This is a genomic window from Allobosea sp. CER48, from assembly GCF_044752385.1.
Lineage (GTDB): Bacteria > Pseudomonadota > Alphaproteobacteria > Rhizobiales > Beijerinckiaceae > Allobosea.
Window position 1 is genome coordinate 1 of the sequence record NZ_JBIWYK010000147.1, and the last position, 7,033, is coordinate 7,033.

Consider the following 7,033-nt stretch of genomic DNA (forward strand, 5'->3'; position numbering starts at 1 on the left):
AACGGAGGCCTTCCGGACTGCGCTCAGCCAGCGCACGATCCTGCCCGACACGATGCTGGCCGGCGCGATCGGCCTTCTTTCCGCGGAGGACGGCGAGGCCGCCTCCCCCGAAGATATCGCTGCAGCGAGCGGCATCGCCCGGCTGCTGCTGCCGCTGACGATGCGCGTCGATCCCGAACTCGCGGCCCGGACCAGGGCCGTGCTCGTCGCCCTGCCTGACGACGCAAGGCCGGGCGGCGCGCTCCGCTCACTGGCCGAGGACCTCTCGGCCATGCGCAAGGCGCTCGCTCTGCCCGAGGCGGAGCGCAAGTCATGACCCGACCTCGCAAACCCTTCACACCGTCGCGGCGATCACTCCTCAGCGGCGGTGCAGCCGCCCTCGGCGGCGCCTCTCTGGCACGGGCCGCGACCGAGCCTGCGCAAAACCCGGCAGCGGCGCCCGAAAGCGATGCGGCCGCCCAGTTCCAACGCTTCCACGGCCTCCATCAGGCCGGCATCGTCACGCCGCGACCGGCCACCGGGATGGTCGCCGCCTTCGATGTCACCGCTACCTCCCTCGACGAGCTCGAGCGGCTGTTCCGGCTGCTTAGCGAGCGAATCGCCTTCCTGATGCAGGGCGGGCCGGCCCCGACAGCGGATCCGGGCTTCCCGCCGCCGGACAGCGGGATCCTCGGCCCGGTCATCGCACCAGACAACCTCACCATCACCGTCGCTCTCGGCGCGTCGCTCTTCGACGAGCGCTTCGGCCTCGGGCCGCTAAAACCGAAGCATCTCCAGCGGATGAGGCGCTTCCGCAACGACGCGCTCGACGGCGCGCTCTGCCATGGCGACCTGCTGCTGCAGTTCTGCGCCAATACCGCCGACACCAACATTCACGCATTGCGCGACATCCTGAAGAACGCACCGGACCTCCTCCTGCTGCGCTGGAAGCAGGAGGGCACCGTACCGGTGCTCAGGCCCAAGCACAGCGAACCGGCGGAGAGCGCGCGCAACCTGCTCGGCTTCCGCGATGGCACTGCCAATCCCGACGCCTCCGACAGGGGCCTCATGAACCATCTCGTCTGGGTCCAGCCCGGCTCGGAAGAGCCGGAATGGGCAGCCAATGGCAGCTACCAGGTCGTCCGGATCATTCGGAACTTCGTCGAACGCTGGGACCGCACGCCGCTCGGCGAGCAGGAGGCGATCATGGGCCGTCAGAAGGCGAGCGGCGCGCCGATCGGCGGCAAGCGCGAGTATGACGAGCCCGCCTATGCCGACGATGCCGAAGGCAAGCGCACCAGGCTCGACGCGCATATCCGGCTCGCCAATCCCCGCCGCCCGGAGACGCAAGGCAGCCGCATGCTGCGCCGGCCGTTCAACTATTCCAACGGCGTCACCCGCGCCGGACAGCTCGACATGGGGCTGCTCTTCATCTGCTTCCAGCAGGACCTGGAACGCAGCTTCATCGCCGTGCAGAAGCGGCTCGATGGCGAGCCGCTGGAGGAATACATCAAGCCCGTCGGCGGCGGTTATTTCTTCGCCCTGCCCGGCGTTCCGGATGCCGGCAGCCATCTCGGCGCCGGCCTGATCGGCGCGGCGCGCGGCATCGTCCCCGCCGCGACCTCGACTTCCACCCGCAAGACAGGAGATTGATATGAGCTTGCGCTTCGCATGGCTGGCCGGGGCCGGCCTGTTCGCCATCGTCACGGCGGCACCGGCCTTCGCCGCCTCGCCGCTCGACCTCGTGGCGCCGGTCGCCGAGTACAAGCTCTACGTCTCGCAGGGTGTCGACCAGCTGGTTAAGGACACCAAGGGCTTCACCGATGCGGTCAAGGCCGGCGATCTCGCCAGGGCCCGGGCGCTCTATGCATCGACGCGCGTCTCCTACGAGAAGATCGAGCCGGTCGCGGAACTGTTCAGCGATCTCGACGGCAAGATCGACTCGCGCGCCGACGATCACGAGAAGAAGGAGGAAGATCCGGAATTCACCGGCTTCCACCGCATCGAATACGGGCTCTTCGCCAGGAACAGCACCGGGGGTCTCGCTCCCTTCGCCGACAGGCTCATGGCCGATGTCACCGAGCTGCAGGGCCGCATCAAGGACCTGACGATCCCGCCGGACAAGATGGTCGGCGGCGCGGCCGTGCTGATCGAGGAGGTCGCGGCGACCAAGATCTCCGGCGAGGAAGACCGCTACAGCCACACCGATCTCTGGGATTTCCAGGCCAATGTCGACGGCGCCAAGAAGATCGTCGACCTGCTCCGGCCGCTGGTCGCCAGGGAGAACAAGGCGCTGGCCGCCAAGATCGACGCCAATTTCGAGACCGTCGACAAGACGCTGGCAAAGTACAAGCTCAGGGAAGGCGGCTTCGAGACCTATGACAAGCTGAGCGAGAGCGACCGCAAGGCGCTCGCCGCCACGATCACCACGCTTGCCGAGGACCTCTCGAAGCTGCGCGGCGTGCTCGGCCTTGGTTAGCCCGGCGTCGGGTTCTCCCGAAAAGTGGCTTCCACTTTTCGGTCCGATGCCCTGACACAAAGCGGTCACGCTGGCACGGCACTCGACAGGCCGGAGCCGATGCGCCAATGACGGCGCATCGGCGAACGACGCCTTTTCCGCAGTCACGGACAGCTTGCCCTCATGACCGACATTTCCGCCAAGAACCCGGCCGCTCAGGGCCGCATCGCCCTGCTCGGCGCCCCGATCGAGGTCGGCGCCTCGCGTCGTGGCGCATTGATGGGCCCGGCCGGCCTGCGCACCGCCGGCCTCGTGCGCGTGCTGGAGGATCTCGGCTACGCGGTCGAGGATCATGGCGACATCCTGCCCCGGGACCTCACGACCGTCGATGGACCGGCGCCGGACAATGCCCGCTTCTACCATGAGATCGCCGCCTGGATGCGCGCGCTCAGCGCCCGCGCCTACGATCTGGCCCGCACCGGCGCGACGCCGATCTTCCTCGGCGGCGACCACAGCCTCTCGATGGGCTCGGTCAACGGCGTCGCGCGGCACTGGCAGGAACAGGGCCGCAAGCTCTTCGTGCTCTGGCTCGATGCCCATGCCGATTTCAACATGCCGGCGATCTCGCCCTCCGGGAACATGCACGGCATGTCCTCGGCCTTCCTCTGCGGCGAGACCGGCCTCGACGACCTGCTCGGCGCCGAGCCGCGCGCCTCGATCTCGCCGGCGCAGCTCAGCCTGTTCGGCATCCGCTCGATCGATCCTCTCGAGAAGGCCGCGGTGAAGGCCCGCGGCATCGACATCGCCGATATGCGCGCCATCGACGAGCATGGCGTCGGCGTGCTGATCCGCCAGGTCATCGAGAAGGTCCGCGCCGCCAACGGCGTGCTGCATGTCTCCTTCGACGTCGACTTCCTCGATCCGCCTCTGGCGCCGGGCGTCGGCACCACCGTTCCGGGCGGCGCGACCTATCGCGAGGCGCATCTGGTGATGGAGCTACTGCACGATTCCGGGCTGGTGCGCTCGATGGACATCGTCGAGCTCAACCCCTTCCTCGACGATCGCGGCCAGACCGCTCGTCTGGCCGTCGAGCTCGCCGGCAGCCTGTTCGGCCAGCAGATCACCGACCGGCAGACGCCGTCGAACGCCATCGGCGCGGCCTGACCCCCGAACGGAAAGCACCGTGCGCCTGATCGGGCGCACGGTGCTTCAATACGGTCCAGGCCTGGGACGCTGCCGCCTCAGACGGCGAGCGCGAAGCCGTCCTTGCGATGGTCGGACGCGCCGAACATCACGCCGCGCTTGTGATCGACCCAGATCGCCTGGCAGCCCCCGAGCGGCTCCTCGGCCCAGGCGACGTCATGGCCGCGCGCCTTGAGATCCTCGGCGATGCCCGCCGGGATCGTGGTCTCCAGAGAGAGCTTGCCGTCATAGGCGAAGCTGCGCGGCGCATCCGAGGCCTGCTGCGGATCCAGTCCGCGGTCGAGGATGCCCGACAGGAAATGGACGTGGCCGGTCGACTGGTACTGGCCGCCCATCACACCGAACGGCATGATCGGCTTGCCGTCCTTGGCCAGCATGCCCGGAATGATCGTGTGGAAGGGGCGCTTGCGCGGCGCGATGGCGTTGGGGTGGCCCTCGATCAGGCGGAAGCCCGAGCCGCGGTTCTGCAGCATGACCCCGGCCTTCGACGCATAGATGCCGCTGCCGAAGGCGGAAAACAGCGAGTTGATGAAGGACACCATGTTGCCGTCGCCGTCGACGACGCAGAGATAGATCGTGTCCTTGTGCAGGGGCATGTCGAAGGCTTGCGGAGCTGCCGCCTTCTCCAGGCTGATCTCCCTGCGGATGCGGCCGACGAACTGGTCGGAGAGGAAGGCCTCGGTGTCGAAGGGGCTGACGGCGGGGTCGGCGACCAGCGCGTCACGCTGGCGATAGGCGGCCTTGCTGGCCTCGGCGAGGAGATGGATGCGATCGGCCTCGCTCAGCTTCTCGTCCTTCATGTCGAAGCCTTCGAGGATGCGCGCGATCAGGAGCGCGGCGATGCCCTGGCCGTTCGGAGGGCATTCCCAGAGGCGGTGGCCACGATAATCGGCGCCGATCGGATCGACATAGTCCGGCTTCGAGGCGGCGAAATCCTCAAGGCTGATCAGGCTGCCGGCCGCGTTGAGCACGGAGACCATGTCTTCGGCGAGCTCGCCCTCGTAGAAGGCCGAGCGGCCCTCGCGGGCGATGCGGCGCAGCATGTTGCCCAGCGCGGGGTGGACCATCCTGTCGCCGACCGCCGGGGGGTTACCACCCGGCAGGTAGACGGCATTGCCGAGGCCGTGCTTCTCGATGCGGCCGCGGGCCTTGGCCCAGTCGAGCGCGACGCGCGGCGTCACCACGAAACCTTCCTCGGCGGCGCGGATCGCGGCTGCGAAGATCTCGTCGAGGCTCTTGCTGCCATGATCGGCGACGAGGCGGCACCAGGTGTCGATCGCGCCGGGCACGGTGACGGCATGGGGCGAATCCGCCGCGATCGACGTCATGCCCTGAGCGAGGAACCAGCCCAGCTCGGCCTTGGCCGCCGAACGGCCGGAGCCGTTGATCGCGACCATCTTGCCATTGGCCGGCGCATAGATCGCGAAACAATCGCCGCCGATGCCGGTCATATGCGGATCGACGACGGCCTGGACGGCCACCGCCGCGATGGCGGCATCGATCGCGTTGCCGCCGGCGCGCAGGATGTCGACCGCCGCCAGCGTCGAGGCCGGATGCGAGGTCGCCGCCATGCCGCGGTCACCGACCGCAACCGGCCGACCCGGCACCATGAAATCGCGATTGCCCCAGCTCATCCGTCGTCTCCGCCTCTGCGGCGCCATCGTTTCGGGGCGCCTCGTTTTCTCGGGAACGCTTTGGCGCGCTTGCCCTGGGCTGGCAATCCCGCCCGGCGCATAGCCGGCATGGGTCGCCCCGCGCCTTGCGCAGCCGTTTCGATTGACATCCCTGCAGGGAGGGATATCGCCGCCCTCGAAGGACGGGCCGGCCATGCAAGACTACATCCGCAAGATCATCGGAGCGCGCGTCTACGACGTCGCAATCGAAAGCCCGCTGGATCCGCTCCCGCGACTTTCGGCCCGCCTCGGCGGCAGCGCGCTGCTGAAGCGCGAGGACCTGCAGCCGGTCTTCTCGTTCAAGCTGCGCGGCGCCTACAACAAGATCGCCGGCCTCTCGGCCGAGGACGCCGAGCGCGGCGTGATCTGCGCCTCCGCCGGCAACCATGCGCAGGGCGTGGCGCTGGCGGCACGCAAGCTCGGCATCAGGGCGACGATCGTGATGCCGCGCACGACACCCGACATCAAGGTGCAGGCGGTGCGCAGCCTCGGCGGACGCGTGGTGCTGCACGGCGAGAACTTCGACGAGGCCTACGGCCATGCCCGCAAGCTCGAAGCCGAGAGGGGCCTGACCTTCGTCCACCCCTATGACGATCCCGACGTCATCGCCGGCCAAGGCACGGTCGGAATGGAGATCCTGCGCCAGCACCCCGATCCGATCGAAGCGATCTTCGTGCCGATCGGCGGCGGCGGGCTTGCGGCGGGCGTCGCCGTCTATGCGAAGTTCCTGCGGCCCGGCATCAAGGTGATCGGCGTCGAGCCCGAGGATGCCGCCTCCATGGCCGGCGCCCTCGCGGCCGGCGAGCGTATCGTGCTCGACCAGGTCGGGCTCTTCGCCGACGGCGTCGCCGTGCGGCAGGCCGGCGAAGAGACGTTCAGGCTCTGCCGCGACCTGCTCGACGAGGTCGTCACCGTCTCGACCGACGAGATCTGCGCGGCGGTGAAGGACATCTTCGAGGATACCCGCGCCATCGCCGAACCCTCCGGCGCCGTCAGCCTCGCCGGGCTGAAGACCTATGCCGCCCGCCATGGCGAGCGAAAGGGCTCGCTCATCGCGATCAACAGCGGCGCCAACATGAATTTCGACCGGCTGCGCCACATCGCCGAACGGGCCGAGATCGGCGAGCAGCGCGAGGCGCTGCTCGCGGTGACCATCCCCGAAAAGCCTGGCGCCTACCGCGCCTTCATCCAGTTGCTGGGGCGGCGCGCGATCACCGAGTTCAACTACCGCTATTCCGACCCGACGGCCGCACGCATCTTCGTGGGCGTGCAGCTCTCGGAGGGCGAGTCCGAGAAGCGCCAGATCATTGCGATGCTGTCCGAGCACGGCTATCCCGTGCTCGACATGAGCGATAACGAGCTCGCCAAGCTGCATATCCGCTACATGGTCGGCGGCAAGGCGCCCGGACTCGGCGACGAGCTGATCTTCCGCTTCCAGTTCCCGGAGCGGCCGGGCGCGCTGCTGAAATTCCTGAACGGCCTCTCGGCCGACTGGAACATCTCGCTCTTCCATTATCGCAATCACGGCGCCGATTACGGCCGCATCCTCGCCGGCATCCAGATCCCGCCGGCCCAGCGCGGGCAACTCGCGAAGCGGCTCGACGCGCTCGGCTATCCCTATTGGAGCGAGAGCGACAACCCGGCCTATCTCTCCTTCCTCGCGGAAACGCCGGGGCTGGGAAAAGCGGCGGGCTAGGTTATCAAACTGTCATTTCCGCAG

6 protein-coding genes are annotated in these 7,033 nt (G+C 68.2%); 5 read left to right on the forward strand and 1 reads right to left on the reverse strand.

Features of this window, described 5'->3' with window-relative positions; all coding sequences use genetic code 11:
* From ACIPIA_RS07715 to rocF, 4 genes are all read left to right on the forward strand, one after another.
* Positions 1-316 (forward strand): hypothetical protein (locus ACIPIA_RS07715; protein ID WP_400508236.1); only part of this gene is annotated, 316 nt, incomplete at its 5' end.
* Positions 313-1,632 carry an iron uptake transporter deferrochelatase/peroxidase subunit gene (efeB, locus tag ACIPIA_RS07720; RefSeq protein WP_400508238.1) on the forward strand — a complete coding sequence of 440 codons (1,320 nt, stop codon included), beginning with the start codon at positions 313-315 and terminating at the stop codon, positions 1,630-1,632. The genes ACIPIA_RS07715 and efeB, both read left to right, overlap by 4 nt.
* A 1-nt stretch (position 1,633) precedes the next feature.
* Complete coding sequence (gene efeO, locus ACIPIA_RS07725; RefSeq protein WP_400508240.1) at positions 1,634-2,458, forward strand: iron uptake system protein EfeO; 825 nt, start codon at positions 1,634-1,636, stop codon at positions 2,456-2,458.
* 162 nt (positions 2,459-2,620) lie between these two features.
* The gene (gene rocF / locus ACIPIA_RS07730) at positions 2,621-3,601 is read left to right on the forward strand and encodes an arginase (RefSeq protein ID WP_400508242.1); all 981 of its coding nucleotides are present in this window, start codon (positions 2,621-2,623) and stop codon (positions 3,599-3,601) included.
* A gap of 77 nt (positions 3,602-3,678) precedes the next feature.
* On the opposite strand, the gene ggt is transcribed toward rocF, so the two are convergent.
* Positions 3,679-5,274: a gamma-glutamyltransferase gene (gene ggt, locus ACIPIA_RS07735; protein ID WP_400508243.1), complete on the reverse strand. Its 1,596-nt coding sequence runs from the start codon at positions 5,272-5,274 to the stop codon at positions 3,679-3,681.
* A 193-nt stretch (positions 5,275-5,467) separates the two neighbouring features.
* Here ggt and ilvA point away from each other — a divergent pair, with 193 nt between their 5' ends.
* Positions 5,468-7,009, forward strand: a complete 1,542-nt coding sequence (gene ilvA, locus ACIPIA_RS07740; protein WP_400508245.1) for a threonine ammonia-lyase, biosynthetic — start codon at positions 5,468-5,470, stop codon at positions 7,007-7,009.
* The last annotated feature ends 24 nt before the right edge of the window (positions 7,010-7,033 follow it).

Excerpts from the sequence above, each read along its gene's own strand:
- ggt (WP_400508243.1), bottom strand. The coding sequence starts at position 5,274 with ATGAGCTGGGGCAATCGCGATTTCATGGTGCCGGGTCGGCCGGTTGCG.
- rocF (WP_400508242.1), top strand. The coding sequence starts at position 2,621 with ATGACCGACATTTCCGCCAAGAACCCGGCCGCTCAGGGCCGCATCGCC.
- efeO (WP_400508240.1), top strand. The coding sequence starts at position 1,634 with ATGAGCTTGCGCTTCGCATGGCTGGCCGGGGCCGGCCTGTTCGCCATC.
- ilvA (WP_400508245.1), top strand. The coding sequence starts at position 5,468 with ATGCAAGACTACATCCGCAAGATCATCGGAGCGCGCGTCTACGACGTC.
- efeB (WP_400508238.1), top strand. The coding sequence starts at position 313 with ATGACCCGACCTCGCAAACCCTTCACACCGTCGCGGCGATCACTCCTC.